The sequence below is a fragment of the Rhizobium mayense genome (genome assembly GCF_030272705.1).
Taxonomy (GTDB): domain Bacteria; phylum Pseudomonadota; class Alphaproteobacteria; order Rhizobiales; family Rhizobiaceae; genus Rhizobium; species Rhizobium mayense.
Genome location: NZ_JARFYM010000062.1, coordinates 1 through 20,834, shown reverse-complemented (window position 1 = coordinate 20,834; position 20,834 = coordinate 1). Strand labels below are relative to the sequence as shown.

Sequence of the window (20,834 nt, the reverse complement as noted above, 5' to 3'; positions counted from 1 at the left end):
GATGCGGCTTGCCCATGGTCGATCTCCTTCCATGCACAAGTGAATCACAAAGCAAGCTTCAACGGAATCCTGAATCACGTAAGCTGCGACACGCTCTAGCCCAGACACTAACGCGCATCGCAAATCGATGGCCGCTCAAGATATCGAGTTGCTGCTCATGCGCTGGAACTTCAGGTCAGACGCTGTCAGCAAACCGCTTACAAGACGAGGCCACATCATCTACAATCGCTCGCAGCTGGCACTGGCCAAGCACTTTGGCTTCCAGCCCAGAGCCTGCCGGCCGTATCATGCATGCGCGCGCTGAAGATGGCTTCGCCAGGGAGTTCGTCAAAGCTTTATCTCAATAGATGACATGTCCGACGAAGTGGAGAGTCCACACAGTAGCTAACAACAAACGTTTCATTAAGGTCAAAAGAGACGGTGAAGTCTCTATGCTCGCAAAGCAAATCCGACATTGAGGAAGTGAGTCGGCCGTCACTACCAACTGCATCAGTTAGCCTCAGGCCACGAAGTTTTAACAATGCCTCTAGCTTTGTCCACTCCACTAGGCATTCCCTGTGGTCCCTGAAATTCGTTCTGAGAAGAAAGGATAATGAATCGATGCTGAGGGATCGATTCCATCTTTCGCAGTCACAACCGACCTCGTATTCTGATGAGGCGACGCAGCACGCCAGCCCCGCTGTGTGTGCAATGCTGAAGTTGCAACACTCTTGGCTCGCATCAAGGGATGGCTTTCCGGATCTTGGGTCGGATTCCACGTTGCATGTGGAAATATCTATTCCGAGCGCCAATGCTGCATGATAGAGCGCAGCTCTCCCTGCTACAAATTCCGCTTGGGCAAGAGAGTTTTTCAGTTTTGCCAGTCGTACCTTATCAGCCGGACCCAAATGACTGCTATGAAGTGGTCCCTTTGGCGACCACTCTTGAAGTGTGACTACGACTCTATCCATCCTCACGAGAGTGGGCAACTGGAAATTGAAAGCGGGCAAGGATACGGGATTACTGTCGTTTAACCGCATATTGTATCTCGCTATACGCATTGGATCTTCGAACGCGCCCATCACCTGATCGCAGCCCCAACGAGACCTTTACTCGCTCGGCTACCTAGTTTTACTACCTACCTTCAGGGCATAGACTCATAACGACCTGATCCAGATGCGTGGCGCGGCCAGCTTGATGGCCGCGAGAAAGTTGCGCGGGTCCTTGTCATATCTGGTCGCGATGCCCCGGAACAGTTTGAGTTTGTTAAGAAGTTAAGAACCGTTCGATTGCGTTGGTGATAGACCCATGCGCTGAAGGGGAAGCTGGCCTTGCGGTTCCCTTTTGCCGGAATGTTAGTGCCCAGGCCTGTCTTTCGTAAGCGGCAGGCTGAGACCGTTCAGCCGACGTGGTTCCACGGCATGACCGCGTCGATTTCGCTGCTCGGCCAGCAATTGGCGATGCGCTCAAGGGTCTGGCTGAGCCAGGCAAGCGGATCGATATTGTTCATCTTCGCCGTCTGCAGCAGCGTCGCGATGGTAGCCCATTGCTCGGCTCCGCCGTCCGAGCCGGGTTCATGATGCCGGGTTTCTGACGTTCGAAGCAAAGGTCACCTATCCCTTCCATCCACTGGTTGACCAAACGTCTTGGTAACCGGCAGCCATGAGCACGAAGGCGTTCACTATCTGCTCGTTCGACTGGCACATGGTGGTTCATTGTGAGCGCGACGAACGCGCCACCTTGTGGACGGCGGAAGTTTGTATCGATTGCTATCGGCGAGCGGCGCGGGTCACAGCGTAAAGCTGGGTGACTGCTGCTCGAATATGGAGATGAGCCGTTGCTCGGACTTTTCGCCTCTCTTGTAGTGACAGGCGAAACAGCATCTTTGCAAGCTGCGGGTTGACGGCCATGATCGGGGTAATGATGGGCTTTGGTGTTGCCAATAAGATCGGTGCCCATGCCTCTTGCATCGGCTAAAGTGGCCTCTCCGATCATTTCGTGCCAGGCCGCCACGGGAAGCTGAGCCGTGATCAGGGTCGATTTCCGCCGATATCGCTCCTCGAAGATTTCCAGGAGGTCGAGGCGCTGCCTGTCGCTCAAGGTATGAGTTCCCCAGTCATCGAGTACAAGCAACTGAACGCGTGCCAGTTTGTCTATGAGGCGCGGAAAGCGGCCATCGAGCCGAGCAAGTGCAAGATCCTCAAACAGTCGTGGCATGCGAACGTAGAGCACGGAATAGTCGAGGCGAGCTGTCTGTCGTGCGAAGGCGCAGGCGATCCAAGTCTTTCCGGTGCTCGTTTGGCCGGTCAGAATCAAATTCTCATTTGCCTTCAGCCAGGCGCCTTGTGCCAAGGCGAGAACGTTCCGGCGATCCAGGCCACGGTGAGATCCAAAATCGATGTCTTCGATAGAGGCATTGGCAAAACGCAGCTTTGCTGCTGCCAATCGATTGGCCAGCCGTTTGTCTGTTCTCATGGCAATCTCGCGATCGAGCATCAGACCAAGCCGTTCGTCGAAGCTAAGATCATTTCCATGAACCTGTTCGCTAAGCTCGCGATAGGCAGGTCATCGCCATTCCGGCATCGCCATTCCGGCAAGGCCAAGCGCATTCATCTGATCGAGAGTTGGGTTTGTCAGCATCTGGGTTCCTTTCTCATTGGTAGTAGGTTTTTGCCGCGGATACCGTAGCTGCCGGGATGCAGTCATATAGCTACCAACGTTGGTGGCTTATACTGAGCGAACGTTCGTGCTTTAAATCAGCAAGCCAAAGCCTTTGCAGGAGAACGGTATGATCGTTCGTAAGCTTGAAGATCTCATAGGAACCGACCGTGATGTCGCCTGGGGCAACGGTAGGAGTCGCCGCTTTTTAATCGAAGCCGACCGAGTTCCCTACTCTCTAACGGATACCATAGTGAGCTCCGGGAGCACGTCTCTACTGGAATACCGCAATCATATCGAGACTTGCTATTGTATATCCGGCAAAGGGCGCGTCCGCAACGCATCCACTGACGAGGAGCATGCCATCGTCCCCGGCACTATGTATACTTTGGATCGAAACGACCCCCACTACCTGATTGCGGATGAAGAAGACCTTCGCCTTGTATGCATATTCTTGCCCGCGCTCAGGGGCAATGAGGTCCACGACGTCTCCTCGAGAGAACATTCGTCCGCCTACTGACAGTTAAAGGAAATGGAGACATTACCATGATGCGGCATTCACCCGAAGAGCATCACGTCGCATGCGGTAGCACCGTTTCGGCGATGTTCGAGGATTGTGCCCGAAGATTTCAGAGCACATTAGCTGTGCGATGCGCCGATGAGCAGATGACTTACCGTGAGTTATTTCGTCATGCATCATGGGCATCTGATTTACTCAGAGCGTATGGCGTCAAAGCGGGAGACACGATCTTAATGGACTCCTCCCGACATGTGGACGCGGTGGTGGCAATTCTTGCTATAATGTTTTGCGGCGCAACCGTGTGTCCACTCGATCCGTCTGCGACTGACCGTAGGCTCGCTGACACTTTAAGCCTCGCAAACGCAAAATTTATTGTTACTTCGGAGCGAACACCCCTCGACCCACGGGTTTCGCAGTTGCTCTCGTCATTTTCCATTCGAACGATTGAAGTGCAACGTCCAGGTACGGATGTTCCTCTCACCGAAAATCAGGCGGTTCCCGAGGCCGGTGGCTATCTCCTTTTCACTTCCGGGTCTACGGGAGCACCAAAGGGAGTGATCATGGGCAACCGAGGCCTCGCAAACCTTGTCCACTGGGATATGCTCCATCGAGGATGTGAACCGGGCAAAAGGCATTTACAATATGCGTCCTTCAACTTCGACGTTGCCTTTCACGAGCTGTTCTCTGCCATCAGTTCGGGAGGAACCGCAATAATGGCTACGCAAGAGCAGCGACAAGATCCAGGTCGCCTTCTTAAGCTTTTGTCGGCGGCCAGGATCCAAAAAGCTTATCTTCCGTATAGCGTGCTCAATCAAGTGGCGATCGCCGCTATCGCGCACCCAGAAACACTTTGGCTTACGGATGTAACTACAGCAGGAGAACCGCTGAAGATCACCCGCCACATCAGGACACTTTTTCTACGGACTGGCGCAGCTCTCTACAATAATTATGGATCGACAGAGGTTCAAGATGTGACTTCTCTGAAACTCAGCGGCGATCCTGAACAATGGCCGGATCTACCCTCAATTGGAACGCCAATTGCGGGAATGGAGGTCGGCGTCCTTACATCAGTAGGGGTGTCGTCTGCTCCAGGCTCGGAAGGGCCCATCGTCGTCAAGGGATGCCAAGTTGCGATGGGATATGTCCAGGCCGGCTCAAATGAACTGGTGACTTTGCCTAAAACGTCAAATGGGGCTGCGGATGAGTACCTCAGTGACGATATAGCCATCATCCGATCTGACCACTCCCTTGCAATTAAGGGTCGAATAGACCGCCAGGTAAAAATCCGCGGCAAACGTGTTGATCTATTAGCCGTAGAAACTGCTATCGAGCGATACAAGCACGTCAGGCAGGCAGCCGCTGTTCCAATTGAAGTCGCCGGTCGAACAGTGCTCGTAGCTTTCGCCGTTACGACAGATAGCACGGCATGTGACTCGTTTGAAGACGATATCCGAAAGCTCGTCACAGTTGAGATTGACGCTGCGGCGGCCCCTTACCGGACTATTGTCCTTTCGAAGTTTCCTGAAACATCAACGGGGAAAGTTGATCGCACGCGTCTTCAAGCGATTGCATCGGAAGCGATCCAGGTGCCGGAGCTCACTTCAAAGGTTCCGAGCCTGGCAAAACCCAGAGACCTCAAGCAGCGGGTACTCGACGTGTGGAATGATATCCTTCCTGGAGGACATCGACTTAGCTTCAAAGCTGCGGGTGGTGATTCTCTAAGTGCAATGCAACTGGTGACTCGCCTGAGGCAAGAACTGGGAATAGTAATATCTATAAATAACATCACGGATACGACCACGGCCGATGATATATCTAATGCGTGTCCGTCTATAGCGGTATCTGGAAGCATCCCGAAACCGACTGTTGCTACACCCACTGTTCGAACGGCAGTCGCCATTATTGGCATGGCTGGCCGATTTCCGGGTGCGAATTCTGTGGATGCCCTCTGGGAAGGTTTGATCACCAATAAAACATTCCTGTCAAATTCTCAATGCGACCCGTCAGCATACTCGGTTTGTGAGAACTTCATTAACGTCGGCGGCTTCCTTGAGGAACACGACTATTTCGATTCAGAGTTTTTCAACATAAGTGAACGCGAAGCTCTACTTATGGATCCGCAGCATAGGGTATTTTTGGAATGCTCTTGGCACGCGTTGGAAAACGCCGGTTATGCCCCTGATGCAGTGCCTTACCGTACCGGAGTCTTTTCGGCCAGCGGAGCTAATACTTATTTACTCAACAACATTCTTCCATCGGTTCAGTATGACCCTAAAGGCCCCTTCTTAAGCCACCGGCTTATAAGAGACATCGGCGAGATATTGATAGAGCAAGGGAACGCCCCCGAGCACATTTCGATGAGGGTGTCCAACAAATTGAATCTGACCGGCCCTAGTTTGGCGGTCGGTTCCGCTTGCTCGGGAGGGTTGGTCGCAATTCACTACGCAACCAGGACGATTCGCTGCGGAGAGGCAGATATGGCGGTTGCAGGGGCTGTTTCCATCCCCAGCCCACAGCATGTAGGCTACTTTGCCCATCAGGGTCTCATTTTGTCACCAAGTGGTTGCTGCAGACCTTTCGATGCTGACGCCGACGGAACCGTATTTGGCAGCGGGTGTGTTGTTTTTGTCCTCAAAGACCACGAACTTGCGATGCGCGACGGCGATCGTATTATCGCTTCCATCATCGGTTCAGCAGTGAACAATGACGGTGCTCGTAAAGTGAGCTATACTGGACCTAGTATAGAGGGGCAGGTCGAGGTCATAAACGCGGCACTGGCAGATGCAAACGTAGCTGCTTCGGAGATAGATTACGTCGAGGCACATGGAACGGGTACTTCTGTTGGGGATCCGATTGAGTTGTCCGCACTGGTCGCGACTTACGGGAAAGCTGCAGCGGTTGAAAATTGCTTAGTCGGCTCTCTCAAGGCGAACATCGGTCACTTGGATGAAGCAGCAGGTGCAGCTAGTCTGCTAAAGGCAGCATTGTGTATTCAAAGAGACAAGATACCGTCTATCCCAACGTTCCGAAAGGCAAACGAGCGCATGCCGCTCGATGGAACTCGCCTTAACATTGCCAGTGGCCAAACGCGGGATTGGCATCGAAGGCCTGAGCGGCGCAGGCGAGCGGCAATCACTTCGCTTGGTATAGGTGGGACCAACTGTCATATGATCATAGAAGAGGCGGACTCGCAGCCTTATTGTGCAGAGAGATCTGCCAGTTCCGCACGGCATGAACTCTTTGTACTTTCGGCGGGCAGCGCTGAACAATTAATAAGCCTTTGCCAAGGGCTCAAGGATTTTCTTGCCGCTTGCGAAAGCGTTAGCTTGCGAGATATCTGCATGACTTCCTGCATGGGCCGTCGACCGGAAAGGTTTCGAGTGGCTTGGGCGGTATCCAGCAAGGCAGAGCTGTCTCAGCTTCTTGATGAGATCATAGACGGGGCCGCGCTCCCTTATGACAGTCTGACCGCCAGGAAGATTGTTGGGCTCTTCAGTGGCCAAGGGTCCCAGAGGACGGGAATGGGGCAAGAGCTTTCAGCTGTATTCCCGGTCTTCAGGGCGGCGATCGAGGATTGCTTCCGTCGAATGAAGAATAGCCATGGACTAGATCTTAGGGAGGCTATTCAAGATCCTAGGCAGAGAACCAAACTGAACCACACAGCGTTCACCCAACCCACTATTTTTGCGTTCGAGTACGCCATGACATGCCTTCTTCGCTCCTTCGGAGTGCTCTTCGATGAAGTTTCTGGTCATAGCGTTGGTGAGATAGCGGCGTTGGTCGCCGCGGGTGTAATGACCGTGGAAGATGCCTGCTTCCTCGTTTCGGAGAGGGGACGAATGTGCGGAAGTCTTCCATCCGGACTGGGGGCGATGGCGGAGGCCAGGGGAGAACCGGAAGAAGTTGCAAGGCTGGTCTCAAGCCTAGACGATGGTATCGCTGTTGCGGCATTCAATTCCCCAACCGCAGTGACAATAGCCGGACCTTCTGAGCGCTTGGCACAGTTCATCGAACCTGGAGAAGTTGCGGGTTGCACAATTACGCCGCTGTCCGTCTCGCATGCATTTCACACGGAGCAGATGATCGACCTTGTCGATCAGTGCGGATCCATGGTGAGCAAGCTGGAATTCTCGGAGCCAACCATTCCCATCATCTCATCCGTTACAGGTCAGCCTCTTCGAAGCAACTGTGACTGGGTTGATTATTTCCGCGCGCATCTCGTCAGACCGGTTAAATTTGATGCTTCGATCCACTACATGCTCGAGGACAAGTCCAAGATCTTCGTCGAGGTAGGTCCAAAACCGGTGTTGGTCCGCTTTGGAATGGACAATGAACTGGGCCATGAGCGATGCTGGATTCCGACTTCCCGCAGTTCCAACGAACTGGGAACGTTTTTAGGGGCTTTAGCTAAATTGTTCAAACTCGGCGTTGATCTCAATTTTGTTCACCTTGCCTCCGTCGCCGATTGGCGACGCGTCCCCCTGCCAACCTACCCATTTAAGAGAAAGCGCTTTTGCGAGGGTTTGCCGAACCTCAATGAGACTCATCCTAATCCTTACTCCATCGAGAAAGCCGCCGCACCTAACAGCTCATCCCGAGCGGCAGCATTGCAGGGAGCTTTCGCGACTGCCGGGGCCGTCCGGACGAGCCATGCCTCGCAGGGATTGGACTTCTCGGCACTACGCCAACCGGTAGATGAAAGTGAAGTTCTGCAAATTGTGAATGAGCTGGCCGCAAAACTTTTAGGAGCTGCGCATAATACCGCGATCGAGCCGGATCTTGAATGGCGTGAATTAGGGTTCGATTCGTTGCTTCTTATCGAGATGCGTAGTGAGCTACGAAAACGTTTCGGCGCAATCGTTTCCTCCACAGCAGTCATGAACAGCGGTACGCTGCGGCGCCTTGCACGTGACATCTTCCGATCTATTTCGCTTTGCCGTTCTCGACCCGCTGCCCGTGCTCTAGAAGATATTCAACTTCTACTTGTACCGGGCATTATAGGGGAGGCGATGGATTTTGCGAGCCTTGTGGCGAACCTTCCCGGAAATTCTTATGCAATCCTCGAGTATCCAGATAACATTGATCCTTGGCGAACCTCACCTGAGCCCGATGATATCATTATTCCCATGACAGCTCGTGCCCAGAAATTGGCGGAAGGGAAGCGGCTTGTGATTCTTGGTTATTCGTTTGGTGGCAAGATAGCCAACGAAGTTGCCTTGGCACTCCAGAAAGCAGGCGTGGAAGTTATTCGAGTCATTATTCTCGACATACCCGCCGATCCATGCCCGCTTCCACCGGCAGAAGTCTCGCCGGATGGCTTGTTAGACCAAGAGACTTTTTACGCAATACTCGCCGAGAACCCTGCTAAAGCCTTTAACATGTTGGACAAGGCATGCCACTTTCAAAAGCTACACGACAACTTAAGGCAAGCGGCTTCTGTTTACTGGACTAATTCGATCGTGGCTTCCAAGTTAGAGGCGAGTAGGACCGTTATCCCTCTAACGCTCGTTAGGGCACGTACGGGCGGCGCACTCGGCAGTCTGTTGCCGGGGGCCGACGAATCGTCCATTGATCCCGCGTGGGGCTGGAGTAAAGTGGGACATGAGGTGAAAGTTCATTTCGTTGAGGGTGATCATTTTAGCATGATTAGCTATGCGAAAGTCTCCCAATTAGCCGACTTGGTTCAGACCGAGATAACCGCCTATCTGAGCTGTTGAGTCGTCAACAGGTCCATCCTGTGGCTGTGAGCTTTGGAAGCTCTGACATGGAAGGTTCCAGTTCATCTGTAGAGTAACCGCGAAAGGCCTTGCCCCGTCTCGGAGATTGGATTGGGAAGAGCGGTGGCGCAGCCATCTGGTCAAACGGATCTGTTGCAACCTTTTGATTACCAGCGCTGTGGCAAGGAGCCCTCGATCATTTTCGGAGGTTGCAATGTTTAAGGGCCGTCAGTTCGACCAGTCCGCCTATAAATTGAGCCTGCATGATCTTGAGGAGATGATGGCTGAGCGCGGCATCAAGGTCGATCACACGACGATCCACCGCTGGACCGTTCGTTTTTCGCCCTTGTTGCTCGAGCGCTTCAACCAGCGCAAGCGTACCCTGACCGGCAAATGGCATGTCGATGAAACCTACATCAAGGTGCGCGGCCAGTGGATGTATTTCTATCGCGCGATCTACAATGTCGGTGACACAGTCGAGTTTTGGTTCAGCGAGCAGCGCGACTTGCCGGCGACCAAGCGCTTCTTCAGAAAGGCGCTGGAGCGTCATGGCCGACCGGATCGCGTCGTCATCGACGGGAGCCAGACCAACCACGAGGCTATCGCTTCCTGTGACACCACAAATCGCTCGCAGGATCGCGCCCGGCGCCGGTTGAAGCCGATCCTCATCCGCTGGCGCCAGTATTTGAACCATCGGATCGAGCAGGACCATCGGCGCATCAAGCGCCGAGTCCGGCTGATGCTCGGCTTCAAATCGACGGCCACCGCCACCACCATCCTTTCCGTCATCGAAATGATTCACATGATGCGCAAGCGACAGGCGAGCTATGCCTTCAATCCGAATCCGTCCCTGGCCGAGCAGTTCGAAATCCTCGCCGCCTGATTGACCTCGCATCAGGCCTCTCTGCGCCTCTATTCACCCGTTACAACAAAACCTAGAAGAGAGGACATGGACAATTGGTTGATCCTGCCGACCTCAGAATGTTGCGAGACCGGGTCTATGAGCAGCTTGGCGAATTGATCCGGAGCGGCCAATTCGCCCCGGGCGAAAAGCTCACGATCAGGAATTTGGCCAAGGACTTTGAGATGAGCCCGACGCCAGTTCGCGAGGCGCTTTATCGACTTATATCTGAGGGAGTGCTGCTGAGTGAGGCAAACCGATCCGCGCTGATTCCGCTGCTGACCCGTGAGCAAATCTGCGAATTGCGCGACATCCGGTTGCACGTCGAATGCTTCGCCGCGGAGCGGGCGGCGCAAAGAGGCACACCCGAGTTCGCCGGCAAACTGCGCGCGATATCCGATCAGCTGAAGAAGGCGAGTGCCGAACGTGATCGGCGGGCCTACTTGGTCCTTGTGTACAGATTTCAGTTCGAACTCTATGGCGAGTGCCGAATGTCGAACCTGCTCAAGATCATCAATTCCCTATGGCTCAAGTCTGGACCGTACCTGAACCTCTTGTTCCCTCACTATGTCTCCTCGATATCAACGGCCCGAGGAGACTGGAGGCAGAGGATCGCCGTCGGAGTGGAGACCCAGGATTCTGCAGTGGTTGCAGAGGAGATAAAACGGGACATCGGCCAGTCGCTGACTCACATCGCCAATATTGTTGACGCTGCAGCCATCTTGAGCCCAATTCGGGGATGAGTCCCACGACGAGTGGCATGCTCGCGGGCTCAAGTGAATTGTAAGCGGTGCATAGACCCCGTCTGACGATAGCAAGGCATCGAGCTTAGGCCAAGTGCGGGTGATGGGGTTCTTCGACTTCAGCTTTGAGAGCGGTTCTTGAAGCGCCAAGACCCGTTGCCGATCTCGCAGCGATGGGTCAGACGGTCAAGGAGCGCGGTCGTCATCTTGGCATCACCAATGACTTCATGATGCCTGTTTCCTCGATCGTCTATTACGTTGAGCGCGAGCGCGCAGAATGTCGATCTGGTCCTCCGCATGGTTGTCCTTTCACCAACTGCCGGCCGTGAATCGTAAGCGCCGTCTCCGCCCCATTTGATTGGGTGTATTTTGAGGCTTGCCGCGTGTGCGAGAAGGTTTCCAGGACTATCTGGAGATTTGCATGGCAGACGATGGATTTGTTGGTCGCTATGAAGTTGTCGAGCCACGCCGCGGAAACCGTCGCTGGCCGGCTGATGTGAAGGCGCGGATCGTGGCGGAAAGCCTTGAGCCTGGTGTTCGTGTTGTTGACGTCGCGCGCCGTCATGACGTTGTTCCGTAAGCGCAAAATTCCCCGCACCTGTTCATTGACGAACGCATGAAAGATTGTGTGTCCACGATGGAGACTGTGGACATAATGACATTGGATATGCGTTCGGGCGAACCGGCAGCAGTCACCATCGAGGCCGGCCGCAAACGGATCTTGCGCGGGATCAGGCGTGACCGCGCCGACTGGGAGGTCTTGCTCATTGACCATCATGAGAGTTACCTGAGCTGGCACGATTTTGAGAGGAATCAGCGCCTGATCACGGACAATGCCACAAGCAAAGGCCTGGTGCCGCGTGGTGCTCTACGCCGGGGCGAGCTGTTGCTCGGCGGTCTCTTGCGCTGCGGCCATTGCGGCCGCAAGCTGCATGTCGCCTATTCCGGCAGCAACGGTAATGCGGGGCGCTATCATTGCCGCGGAGCCCAGGTCAACCACGGAACCGACCCGTGCATTGGCTTCGGATCGTTGCGGGTCGATCAGGCGGTCAGCGCGGAGGTTCTTCAACGCCTTCAACCGCTCGGTATCGAAGCGGCGATCAAGGCCATCGAGACGTCCAACGTGCAGGCCGGGGAGAAGCGTCGCCACGTGGAGCTCGCACTCGAGCAGGCACGTTATGAGGCCGCCCATCCACGCCGCCAGTACGATGCCGTCGATCCGGACAACCGGCTTGTGGCGGGCGAATTGGAGCGACGCTGGAACACCGCGCTCGTCGCCGTGCGCGAACGCCAGGACGAGCTTGACGCACTCGACCGCCACAAGCCCGAGATTCTGGGAGAAGAAGAGCGACAGAGCCTGCTACGCATGGGGGCCGATCTCGAACTGGCATGGCATCATGCTAACGCCACCGCCGCCACACGGAAGCGGATCATCCGAGCCGTAATCCGCGAGATTGTTGTCGCCGTTGAAGATGATCAGATCAAAATGCTGGTGCATTGGCAGGGCGGCGACCATACCGAGCTTTCAGTCAGGAGGAATAAGGCGGGCCATCACCGCCGGGGCGCTCCGCCGGACATCAAGGAACTGATCGGCGCCCTGGTGCGCCAATTGCCGGACAAGGCGATCGCCTCGCTTCTCAATCGGCTCGGCAAAACCACGGGTCGTCAGAACGGATGGACGCAGTCCCGTGTCTGCACTTTCCGTAACCAGCACGCCATTGCCGTTTACAGAAAGGACGAACGGTCAGAGCGTGGCGAATATACGCTGCAGGAAACGGCTGATAAGCTCGGGCTGCGGCCGACGACCGTGCTGCGCATGATCCGCGCTGGCGATTTGAAGGCGGAGCAGTATTGCAAGGGCACACCGTGGATCATCCGCCACGAAGATATCGAGCAACTCGATATCCGGCGTCATTCCGGCAAGGGAGAACAATGTCCGCTATCAAAACTAGAAGATCACCAGATTAAGCTTTTTCAATAACATAGCGAGGTGTGCATTATGTCGTGGGATCGGTACCGCCGACGAGAGCGACATTGCGTTGATCGGCGACGAATGTGCCGGTCGACAGCTCCCGCACCAGGGATTCATTGACAGGTGTATCGGCGAAGTCGAAGTCGTCGATGTCCTTGGCGAGCGGCAGCTTGGCGATGCTGAGCTGGTAGCGGATCGAGCGTGCCTGTTTCTCGGCGATTTCCGACTGCAAGAGATCACCGACGATGCGTGGCGGTTCGTGCTGCCGTTTGATGCCGTTGCCCATGACCTCGTCATAAGCACTGCGCATTCGATAGAGCTTCAACGTACCCATCAGTTCGAGAACCTGTGTGCGTTCCATCAGCTTACCCTCCTGAGGCTGTCACAGCGTGCGTAATCGGCGACCGGCTCATGGGTTATCGTAACAATTTGCAGCGGGAACGGCTCCTCTGAGTTGCACAATCAACGACGGTGAGTTTAGCACTGCCGGTGCGGGAGCAGAGGCCGTCCATCCCTTGTACGGGCGCGGGAAACTCGGTTTGCTTGAGGCACGTATTGTTGGAGCGCCCTGATGCCATCGAGATTGCGTCAGACCCAATATTCCACGCCGAAACACACTCATTGCTGACGGGGATCATTAAGCCTTTGCAAAGGCTGCTGCAGGCCGCCCTCCAAGAGCCAATCCAAGATGATGTGCGACAGTTCAAGTCGAGCAGTGCGACGACGCTCTGGGACGACAAGCTCACCAAACCTTTCGACGAAAATTCGGCGGCAGCACAATGCCATGTCACAGACAAACCGCCGTGCGGACAAACGCAGTTGGACCTTGGTGCTGGCACAGGGCAAATCGACAATTATCCGAACGTAACGGCCATGAATACGATCTGACATGCGGTTACATAATGGGCAGGACCGTCGATCGGCAGCAGCCCGCGCTGAAATAATGATAACCCCATCGCTCTCGTCGGAACGCTCAACAATCAATCCGGCCGGGATCAGGGACGACAGACGAAATATGTTCGCCATGGTCCTGATTCCTCTTTGATAATCGCACCAGTCTCGACCGCGAAATCATCAAATGTGAGTCAGACCCAACATTCCATGCCTAATCACAGTCAACTACCAAGTTCCATAGTATCTGTGCCTGCACAGAAGAGTAAAATAAGGTGTCTATGGCCCGGATAACACGGATAAGAGGTGTTAGGCATGCAGAATAAAGTGATGACGCTTGAGGTTTCTAAGTACATCTGCGCAGCAGACGAACTTGGGCGTAGATCTGGTGTCCATTTTACGATGGGCGACGACTTTGAGGAGTATGTCAGGATCACCAGTAGACTTCCCGGAAAGTCGCCGACCTTTCCAAATTTCAATCCGGAGTGTTCTGATCTTTCACCGGAAAAGGCTTTTTGGATCATCGGTCGGGACGGGGAAGGAAGAGCAGCACACGTCCAAGCCATGCGTTTAGACGACCTATCAGACACAAGCGTCGCTGAGCACCTTAGTTCGCTTAGAGCCTGCTTTGCAGATCCCAGTATAAAGGCCGGGCTTGGTTCGTCGTGTATTTGCGATGCCCCGAGCGCTCGCAGCATGACCGGCCTAGTAGCGTATCGCGGTGATATGTGGTTGCGGGAGGACTTTAGAGGCCGCGGCCTCATGGCCTTCCTTGGTCGCCTCGCATTTGGACTCGCCTGGGCTAGATGGTCGCCGGACTTTATTTACGCGCTGGTTGCCGGCTGGTACATCGAAAAAGGCATAGCCGATCGTTGTGGCTATAGACATCGAGAGCCGCACGGATCAGTGCTACGTTTGCCTTCGCACGGAATAGACGACGACGATTGGTTAGTTTGGCTGACTCGAGACGACTTGTTGCAGATGCTTTCTCGTACTTCGGAAATCGACGCTGCATGGCGAGGCACTCAAGCCGCAGCCGGCTCTGGCGTGATGGACAGCAGTGCAGGACGCTGATCGCTCGTTGGGTCTGATGCGGCCTGAGATCGCCTATTGGTAGTGAACGCAGGCCACCACTATCCTCAGTGGAGATCTGTCCATGCGTGATCCTCAGCAATGGACGGAATAATCGCCCCTTCGGCGATGTCCTTGACGGCAAAGCCGAAGCTGCCAAACGGGATCAGTGGCACCCTTCGCTCAAGGGGATGGATTCGGTAGCACTTACTTGCGTCAATTGCGTCCTAGGTGTGCGGTCCCGGAATGAGATGGTGCGGATTAATTTTGAAGATTGACGGGTCTTTTGTCCAGGCGTCACAAATCGCCTGGAGTGGTGTTCGCCATCGCTATGCCTTGAGGTGCTTGGCGAAGTTATAGGCTGTGACGAAGGCCAGGACATGGGCTTTCAGGCTTTGCAGATCGTCGCGGTGGTAGACCTTGACGGTGGATTCCTTGATTGTTCGGTTCATCCGTTCGGCCTTCCCATTATCCGGTATGTGATCTTTGGTGCCTACTCGTTCTGCTGTTCTTCTTTCGAAACGGCCTTATGGTGAGCCCATCCGGGACGTGGGGCACCGGGAGCACGAAGGTGCGGGCAGGCCGTCTTAGACCCTGGGCTGCGAGCCCGAGCTCGTTACATGGCCGCCCCTCGCGACTTTCCCGGATGCGCTACGAGCGCGGATCAGTAGGTGTGGTGTGACCCGCACGCTCCGGTCTTTGGTCGAGCAAAGAAGGAGGAAGGGCATGCGCATCATCGGACTGGACATCCATCGCACCTCTGCCAAGAGATTTCGCCGATCGGCATAAATGCCGGTCAAAACAGAACGGAAGCCTCGGCTTTGACGAAGCGATCGAGGCTCCCAAGATGATCCTCTACAAAAACAACAGGGCGCTCTACAAGCTAAACTGACGCAGCGCGAGATCAAAGCGGAAGTAGATCCGCCGGTGCGCGTATTCTCCTGGCGCCGGCGGAGGTGTTACCTGAGAGTGCCTTGCGCTTCTCAACGTGCCAATCGGCTCAAATACAGGTAATCGCACGAATCGTTTCGAAAGGCGCACACTGGAAGTGGTGCCGTGATAGGATTTCGCGCTTCTGATGAAATTTGGTGCTAGTTTGCCATAAATAAAGGATATTGACTTCCGCCGTCACATTTTTGCAGGATTGCTGCAAAAAGTCTCGCAAGATTGCAGGAAATCGTTATGGAACTCGACCGTGCAGATGCGGCACTTCTCGATGCAGTGCAGAAAAATAACCGTCTGACGTCGGAGGAACTTGCGGACAAAGTCGGTCTGTCGCCGACGGCATGCCAAAGAAGACTTAAGAGAGACTTCGAAGCGAAGGTGTCATCGAAGCGGACGTATCAATAATCTCCCCAAAGGCTATCGGGCGACCTGTCACAATGATTGTCTTGGTCTCATTGGAGCGCGAGCGTGCCGACATCGTCGACCGCTTCAAGACGTCCATCCGGAACACGCGTGAGGTGATGATCGGTTATTACGTCACCGGGGATGCAGATTTTACCCGAAGCTGGTGAGGCGGAAACTTCGCTCTGCAAGAGCCATCGTGGAGCCAGATGGCGTTGAACATTCAGCTTCCGACCAGGAGTACGAGCGGGGATGCCCGCCAAGCCAAGCTTGTTTGAGAGTGATGATGTCCCCGTCTCGCGGTAAGGGTTGGCGCAACCGACCCGACACGTGGACAATCGAGTTTGAGCGAACACTGCAGGATAGCGAGCTTTGAAGCTGCGCCCCAACCGTGTGCCTTTTCATCCCCGGGCCGCGATTGTTTCGAACATGGCGGCGCGCCGGATTCCACCATCGGGTGGAAAACTTTGCTGAATTCCGGCGACCTTCCGGCCCAACAAGCTGTCGGATGAAGTCTAGCTATCGATATAATTCGAGGATCAACAAAAGGGGATAAATCAAATGACTTGGGGACCTGGAAAAGTTTTTGCGAGTGCCGTGTGGATTTGCGCTGCTTTCTCTCTGTCGCCTTCCGCCTCTTTGGCGGACGAGGGCAAACTTGTCATTAGCTCTTGGGGCGGGAACTGGGGGAAATCTATTCAATTGGGATTGGTAGACGCTTTCGAAAAAAAGACTGGCATCAAGGTGCAACTCCTTAGCACGCAGGATGCAGCCAAGAGTAAGGCAGCCATTCTCAGCGGAAATCAGCCTCCTGAGGACATCCTCGACACCACGTATACCACAGGCTACACGCTCTCTCGGGACGGCCTCTTGGCAGACATTGATTATTCCAAGTTCGATCAGAAGAGCCTTGCTGCGCTGCCCGACTACGTTAAGCAGAAGTTTGGCTTCGGTTACGGCCAATTCGCGATCGGGATCTGCTATGACAAGAAGAAGTTTCCGGCAGGCAAGGAGCCTAAGACCTGGGCAGACTTTTGGAACGTGAAGGATTTTCCTGGCAAGCGAGGAATGCTCGCGTGGCCTGAGGAGCGAACTCCGGAAATGGGCTTGCTCGCAGACGGGGTCGCGGTCAAGGATCTCTATCCGCTCGATACGAAAGCTGCGTTCAAAAAACTTGAAGCTCTGAAGGGGGACATCCCCACCTTTCCGACGAGCCCGTCTGTCCTGAGCCAGATGCTCGTCGATCGTCAGGTGGCGATGGAGGCCTGCTACACGCACCGTGTGCAGGCACTGATCGATGGTGGTGTTTCCCGGATTGGCATCGTCTTTGACGGCGCTCGGCTTCAAACCCAGTATTTTACGGTCTGGAAAAACGCTCCGAACAAAGAGAACGCGATGAAATTCCTTGCGTTTGTCGCAGACGCGGCGCCCCAAGCTGCTTGGGCTCAGATCGGAAACACCGGGCCAGTCAATCCGCAGGCCTTCGATTTGATCCCCAAGGACATAGCCGCGAAACTTCCGACGTCGCCCGCCTACCACACGTGGCCGAAGGACGACCAATGGTATGTGGGTGATGCCGGCAACGGCAAAACAAACGAGGAGTCGCTCGAAGAGCAGTGGTCGGCTTGGTCCGCGGGCAATCAGTGACAGAGAAATGGCCATCATTGACAATACGAGCCGGGTGGCGCGCCCGGCTCGCGCAGTAAGGCATATTTGGCTCAGCGCCAAAGTCGCCGTTTGCGCAGGCGTCGCGCCTTTCGTACTGTTGCAGGCATTCGCCTTCTGGATTCCGCTGGTCTTATTCTTCAGCTTCGCATTTGCTGGGGCCAAGAATTCGTGGGTGGATCTCTTCTCTAGCTCGGCAAAGATTGAGTCGATTTGGCGAACCTTATCCATTGCAGCGGAAGTCACGATTATTTGTGCGATCTTGTCCTACGTCTATGTCGGTGCCTTGCTTTCAAGCGGACGGTTCTGGCGCAAGATTCTTTTGATTGTCGTGATCGTACCGGTCTTCACGTCAACGGTAGTGCGTACATATGGCTGGATCATCCTACTTGGACCGGCTGGACCGATTAATACGGCCCTGCGCAGCGTGTTCGGTGAGGATGCAGGAATCGACTTCATCTACAACCGTTCTGGCGTCTTGATCGGTATGGTCCATGTTTTATTGCCGGTGTTTGTGCTGCCGCTTTATGCTGTTGCTTCACAGATTCCGGGCAATCTTAATCGGGCTGCTCGAGCTATGGGCGCAAACAAGGTCGCTGCATGGGTCGCGGTCGATTGGCGGCTTTCTGCGCCAGGTGCGGCAGCGGGCGCTGCTTTGGTGTTCATTCAGGCACTTGGTTTCTTTGTCACGTCAGCTATTCTTGGCGGCGTTGGTGACACCATGATTGCCCAGTTCATCGATCGCGATATGCGCAGCACAGTTGATTTGGGTGGAGCGGCGGCTCTTTCCCTCACGCTTGTCGCAGCCGTTGCAGTCTGTGTGATTGTGTTTCGAATTTTTTATCCCCTTGAGGCGCTTTTCATTCGCGCCTCACAAGACAGCGGGACGCCTCCTGCTGCGTCGAGACGTCCAGGTGTCATTCCGCCGGCCATCTCGGATGCTATCGAGCGATCGTGGCTCGCGACAACCTCGGCTTTGGCCTGGCTGCCGTGGAAGTTCTTTGGGCGTGGTAGCGCTTTTGCAATCGGTACTTATTTTCTCATGCCGCTTCTGGTCGTAATCCCTGTTTCACTGACAGGTGACGAGTTCTTGCAGTTTCCGCCGCAAAGCTATGATGGGCATTGGTTTTCAAGTGTACTGACAGATACCGGTTGGCGTTTGGCAATTGTCAACTCACTCCTCGTGGGTGCCCTGTCGGTGGCGATCACGCTCGGTGTAGCAGGACCGCTCGCCTTCATTTTGGTGAGGGCGAAATTGCCGCAGAGTGTGCGCGGTATGATGATAGGAGTTGTCCTATTGCCAGCTATTGTCCCGACGATTGTGCTTTCGGTCGGGGTGTATGTCTGGTTCCTGGACGTGAAGGCGGTTTCGAGTCTGCCTGCACTAGCCCTGCCGCATTCGGCATTGGGACTTCCTTTCGCCGTTCTGGTACTCACCTCGGCGCTGAGGGATCTGGATCCCCGTCTGGAGCAGGCCGGCAGAAATCTGGGTGCCGGGCCGTTGCAGACTTTGATGTTGATTACATTGCCATTGCTCCTGGGCTCTCTGGTCGCGGGTGGGTTGCTTTCATTTCTCACCTCCTGGGACGAATTGTTGATCGCTCGAGCCGTGACGAACTTCGATACGGTCACCATGCCGGTCAAGCTTTGGACCGGAGCGAATGAAGAGATTAGTCCGGCTTTGGCCGTTGTCTCAGTGATTTCAATGACTGTCACGTTGATCGCAACAGGCATCCTTTCGGGACTGGCGCGCCGTGACAAGCAAAAGGACGACATGTAATGACCAGCCATGAAACGCAGCCCATCCTAAGCATTCGTGGATTGTCTAAGCGTTACGGAGATTTCGAAGCCCTTTCGGGGATTGACCTCGACGTAGCACGCGGGGAGTTTGTCGCGCTGCTCGGGCCGTCTGGCTGTGGAAAGTCAACTACGCTTATGGCTGTGGCGGGCTTCGTCGAACCGGACGCGGGAAGTATCGTGCTCGCGGGAAATGACATTACTGCTCTCGCCCCGGACAAGAGACATATGGGAATGGTCTTTCAGGACTACGCCCTGTTTCCGCATATGAGCGTGCTGGAGAACGTTGCTTTCCCTTTGCGCATGCGCAAGGTCTCCCGACGAGAGCGTGAGGAAAAGGCGCTGGCGGCTCTTGAGACCGTTCAACTGCCAAGAAAAAGCATATATGCGCGCCCAAGTGAACTCTCGGGCGGCCAGAGACAGCGTGTTGCGGTCGCTCGTGCGCTCGTGTTTGATCCGGTCATGCTTTTAATGGACGAGCCGCTTGCAGCACTCGACCGAAGATTACGTCAGCACCTCCAGTATGAGTTGCGGCACCTTCAAGCTCGCATCGACACGACTGTTATCTATGTGACGCACGATCAGGAGGAAGCGTTAGTTTTGGCGGATCGCATCGTCGTGATGCGCAATGGTCAATTTGAGCAGGTCGGCAAACCCCGTGACATTTATGACAGCCCCGCAAATGCTTTCGTCGCTGGGTTCCTCGGTGAATCGAACAGCGCGCCTGCTCATGTCGTTCAGCGCGATTCCGGAGCCGTACGGGCTGTCATTAACGGCACTGAGGATCCGATCGAAGTGCCCGGAGACTTCGCGCCCGCCGAGGGCCTTTTCGTAGTTAGACCCGAGCGGTTGCGTGTTCACGCTGCAGGTGAGAACAGCGGCGCTAGCCTGCGCGCTCAAATAATTGACATCGCATTCCTTGGCGACCGTCTGAGAGCAGAGCTACAATTATCTGATGAGTTGGCGTGGACTGCCAATATTCCAATCCGGGACGTAATGGGGACAGAACACCTATTGGCACGGGGCAATGAAGTCCGTGTCAGCTGGGCACCTGCCGACGGGAGATTGCTGCCAGATAATAGAGGCACATGATTTCATTCCTTCACGATCATGTGCCGCTAGGCTGTCGCTTGTGCGCGCGGTTGCATCGGAATGCTGTGCCGGCTCGCATTCAAGCGACCGGGGCCAAAGAGGATCGCCCACGATGGGCGAGTCCAGGTGGAGAAACCGCTAGTGGTCTTCAGAGGCCTCAAAACTGCAAGAAACTGCGAATATTGCAGTTTTTCTTTCTGTGTATCTAATAATCGCAGCCAGTCGTCAAACGGAGGGGTGTAATTTCATTGGGTCCACTTAATAACCTCCCAGGGACTCGGCCATCGATCGAACAAGCTTCGACGATGGCCATCTTTTCCATGATTCCGAATTTAGGGGCGACACTCAGTTAGTTCCATAATCTATCTTATCTGATGTTTGCTTGTAGCGGCTATTTAGTAATGCGACAGTTGGGCCAGTTAGAGATGCGACGGTCTCGCCTCTCGACGCACTGGTCAAAGCCAACGTTGGGAGCAAGGAT

At 54.7% G+C, this 20,834-nt stretch carries 9 protein-coding genes and 9 pseudogenes; 11 read left to right on the top strand and 7 right to left on the bottom strand.

The annotated features are described in order from the left end of the window. Positions 1 to 1,136: 1,136 nt before the first annotated feature. From PY649_RS35275 to PY649_RS33665, 3 pseudogenes are all read right to left on the bottom strand, one after another. Positions 1,137 to 1,362, bottom strand: a pseudogene (locus PY649_RS35275) (IS5/IS1182 family transposase); the annotation flags it as partial. A gap of 16 nt (positions 1,363 to 1,378) precedes the next feature. Further along, positions 1,379 to 1,549 (bottom strand): annotated as a pseudogene (locus PY649_RS33670) (transposase domain-containing protein); the annotation flags it as partial. Beyond that, a pseudogene (locus PY649_RS33665) lies at positions 1,486 to 2,529 on the bottom strand (ATP-binding protein); the annotation flags it as partial. The pseudogenes PY649_RS33665 and PY649_RS33670, both read right to left, overlap by 64 nt. A gap of 238 nt (positions 2,530 to 2,767) precedes the next feature. Between PY649_RS33665 and PY649_RS33660 the strand changes: the two are divergent. From PY649_RS33660 to PY649_RS33645, 4 genes are all read left to right on the top strand, one after another. Beyond that, positions 2,768 to 3,157 carry an ectoine synthase gene (locus PY649_RS33660; RefSeq protein ID WP_285873348.1) on the top strand — a complete coding sequence of 130 codons (390 nt, stop codon included), beginning with the start codon at positions 2,768 to 2,770 and terminating at the stop codon, positions 3,155 to 3,157. 26 nt (positions 3,158 to 3,183) lie between these two features. Further along, complete coding sequence (locus PY649_RS33655) at positions 3,184 to 8,874, top strand: type I polyketide synthase (RefSeq protein WP_285873347.1); 5,691 nt, start codon at positions 3,184 to 3,186, stop codon at positions 8,872 to 8,874. Between the two features lie 214 nt (positions 8,875 to 9,088). Further along, a complete protein-coding gene (locus PY649_RS33650; protein ID WP_285873346.1) occupies positions 9,089 to 9,757 on the top strand; it encodes an IS6 family transposase in 669 nt (222 codons plus the stop codon). A gap of 74 nt (positions 9,758 to 9,831) precedes the next feature. Next, positions 9,832 to 10,518, top strand: coding sequence for a GntR family transcriptional regulator (locus tag PY649_RS33645; RefSeq protein ID WP_285873344.1), 687 nt, complete (start codon positions 9,832 to 9,834; stop codon positions 10,516 to 10,518). A gap of 119 nt (positions 10,519 to 10,637) precedes the next feature. On the opposite strand, the pseudogene PY649_RS33640 reads toward PY649_RS33645, so the two are convergent. Then, a pseudogene (locus tag PY649_RS33640) lies at positions 10,638 to 10,742 on the bottom strand (ATP-binding protein); the annotation flags it as partial. A 197-nt stretch (positions 10,743 to 10,939) separates the two neighbouring features. Between PY649_RS33640 and PY649_RS33635 the strand changes: the two are divergent. After that, positions 10,940 to 11,095 (top strand): annotated as a pseudogene (locus PY649_RS33635) (transposase); the annotation flags it as partial. 78 nt (positions 11,096 to 11,173) lie between these two features. Then, entirely contained in the window at positions 11,174 to 12,499 is a 1,326-nt protein-coding gene (locus PY649_RS33630; protein ID WP_285873343.1) for a helix-turn-helix domain-containing protein, read from the top strand. Between the two features lie 31 nt (positions 12,500 to 12,530). Here the strand turns inward: PY649_RS33630 and PY649_RS33625 are convergent. Beyond that, positions 12,531 to 12,851 (bottom strand): annotated as a pseudogene (locus PY649_RS33625) (ATP-binding protein); the annotation flags it as partial. A 256-nt stretch (positions 12,852 to 13,107) separates the two neighbouring features. Next, positions 13,108 to 13,516 (bottom strand): annotated as a pseudogene (locus tag PY649_RS33620) (transposase family protein); the annotation flags it as partial. 180 nt (positions 13,517 to 13,696) lie between these two features. Between PY649_RS33620 and PY649_RS33615 the strand changes: the two are divergent. Continuing rightward, positions 13,697 to 14,455 (top strand): hypothetical protein, encoded by a 759-nt coding sequence (locus PY649_RS33615; protein ID WP_285873342.1) that lies wholly within the window; start codon positions 13,697 to 13,699, stop codon positions 14,453 to 14,455. Between the two features lie 224 nt (positions 14,456 to 14,679). On the opposite strand, the pseudogene PY649_RS33610 reads toward PY649_RS33615, so the two are convergent. Then, positions 14,680 to 14,928, bottom strand: a pseudogene (locus tag PY649_RS33610) (integrase core domain-containing protein); the annotation flags it as partial. A 706-nt stretch (positions 14,929 to 15,634) separates the two neighbouring features. Here PY649_RS33610 and PY649_RS33605 point away from each other — a divergent pair. The 4 genes and pseudogenes from PY649_RS33605 to PY649_RS33590 all read left to right on the top strand — a co-directional run. Further along, a pseudogene (locus PY649_RS33605) lies at positions 15,635 to 15,954 on the top strand (Lrp/AsnC family transcriptional regulator); the annotation flags it as partial. Positions 15,955 to 16,360: 406 nt separating this feature from the next. Further along, entirely contained in the window at positions 16,361 to 17,446 is a 1,086-nt protein-coding gene (locus tag PY649_RS33600; RefSeq protein ID WP_285873341.1) for an extracellular solute-binding protein, read from the top strand. A 7-nt stretch (positions 17,447 to 17,453) separates the two neighbouring features. After that, entirely contained in the window at positions 17,454 to 19,244 is a 1,791-nt protein-coding gene (locus PY649_RS33595; protein ID WP_285873340.1) for an ABC transporter permease subunit, read from the top strand. After that, complete coding sequence (locus tag PY649_RS33590) at positions 19,244 to 20,353, top strand: ABC transporter ATP-binding protein (protein ID WP_285873339.1); 1,110 nt, start codon at positions 19,244 to 19,246, stop codon at positions 20,351 to 20,353. Before PY649_RS33595 ends, PY649_RS33590 begins: the two co-directional genes overlap by 1 nt. The last annotated feature ends 481 nt before the right edge of the window (positions 20,354 to 20,834 follow it).

Excerpts from the sequence above, each read along its gene's own strand:
- PY649_RS33660 (WP_285873348.1), top strand. The coding sequence starts at position 2,768 with ATGATCGTTCGTAAGCTTGAAGATCTCATAGGAACCGACCGTGATGTC.
- PY649_RS33655 (WP_285873347.1), top strand. The coding sequence starts at position 3,184 with ATGATGCGGCATTCACCCGAAGAGCATCACGTCGCATGCGGTAGCACC.
- PY649_RS33650 (WP_285873346.1), top strand. The coding sequence starts at position 9,089 with ATGTTTAAGGGCCGTCAGTTCGACCAGTCCGCCTATAAATTGAGCCTG.
- PY649_RS33630 (WP_285873343.1), top strand. The coding sequence starts at position 11,174 with ATGACATTGGATATGCGTTCGGGCGAACCGGCAGCAGTCACCATCGAG.
- PY649_RS33615 (WP_285873342.1), top strand. The coding sequence starts at position 13,697 with ATGCAGAATAAAGTGATGACGCTTGAGGTTTCTAAGTACATCTGCGCA.
- PY649_RS33600 (WP_285873341.1), top strand. The coding sequence starts at position 16,361 with ATGACTTGGGGACCTGGAAAAGTTTTTGCGAGTGCCGTGTGGATTTGC.
- PY649_RS33595 (WP_285873340.1), top strand. The coding sequence starts at position 17,454 with ATGGCCATCATTGACAATACGAGCCGGGTGGCGCGCCCGGCTCGCGCA.
- PY649_RS33590 (WP_285873339.1), top strand. The coding sequence starts at position 19,244 with ATGACCAGCCATGAAACGCAGCCCATCCTAAGCATTCGTGGATTGTCT.